At 58.8% G+C, this 1,276-nt stretch carries 1 pseudogene; it reads right to left on the reverse strand.

From position 1 onward, the window contains the following. A pseudogene (locus ACR0L4_RS23580) lies at positions 1 to 773 on the reverse strand (hypothetical protein); the annotation flags it as partial. Between the last annotated feature and the right edge of the window lie 503 nt (positions 774 to 1,276).

Below are 1,276 nucleotides of genomic sequence, written 5' to 3' on the forward strand. Positions count from 1 at the left end.
TTTTTGTTGACCGACGCAGCAATCCCATGAGACGCTCCGCCGTGCGTGGTGATTGTGCCGCCACTTATTTCAGCGATCGCCGCGCCACCAATGGAGTCGGTTCCTGCAGAAAGCCCAGAGCTTGATCCGCTGTGACTATTGATACGCCCTTCGGTCATTTCCACCTTCGCCGTGGCGTTACTCCCCGCGTTTTTGATCTCCGCCCGAAGCCCGTAACTAAGGACAGCATGCGGGGTGACATCCCCGCCATTCATTTGCGCGGTCGCATCTCCACTGCCCTCGGTATACGCCTCAAGCCCGTGGTTATTGTAGTTAAGCGCCGGACCATCAGTGGTAACGCTCCCGTGGTGCAGTAGCACAGCGATATCGCCTGAAGTATTATCCGCCCCACGCACTGCCGCCCCAGAGACACCCCAAGCTTCCACCGTGATGGGTGCGTAATTGTCTGCGTTGTCTGGGGCATCAAGCATCAGAGTGAGCCCATCTGGCCCGGCATTGTATTCGATGCCATTGTGGGGAGTGATACCCGGAGAGGGAATGCTGGCGTCAGGGCACACTCTGACGACGCCGTTTATTATTTGGCCGCAAGCGGGGGCCGCCTGAGCATCAGCCTGGTCCGCTCCTCCGATGACAAGCGCCGCAGCAGTTGCCACAACCAACAAACCTGGTGCAATGCTCGCCACACGCCCCTTGAACTTGGTCAAACGACCAGCCCGAACCGAGACATTAAGCGGGCGAAGGGCGGGCTGGGTATCTGAGGACTGGTTTGTCATTCTGAAACTCTCCTGTGAGGGACTTGAGCACAATCGAGGCAAGGCACCGCCCTGCCCGTCAGGCAGTCAGTGGGTTGGTAGAAATGCGGGCAAAGGTATGGGCATCGGCCGGAGGCGTTGTTTGAGCCTCAACCGGAAGCGAACCACAGTTGACGGTCGGCCGCGCTGCTTTCGCGCCGTCCGTTCTGATCGCGGTAAAAAGTGTAAGGGAGTTGCAGCTGATCTCGCACCGGTAACCGCCACATAGGGCGTCACCAGAGGGCAGTACGGCTGTGTCAGACCACCCAATCCGGAAACCAGGGGCGGACTGTCAGTTAACCCACACGCGGTGCCCGACTTGCGGCCGGATGTTAGGCTGTCAGGATGATGTAACCGGTTAGTGCTGCAGTGTGCGCCAAGGCGTAGCGGCGGCCCGATGAACCGATGAACCGATGAACCGATGAACCGATGAACCGATGAACCGATGAACCGATGAACCGATGAACCGATGAACCGATGAACCG

This window comes from Ruegeria sp. AB5 (genome assembly GCF_056542645.1).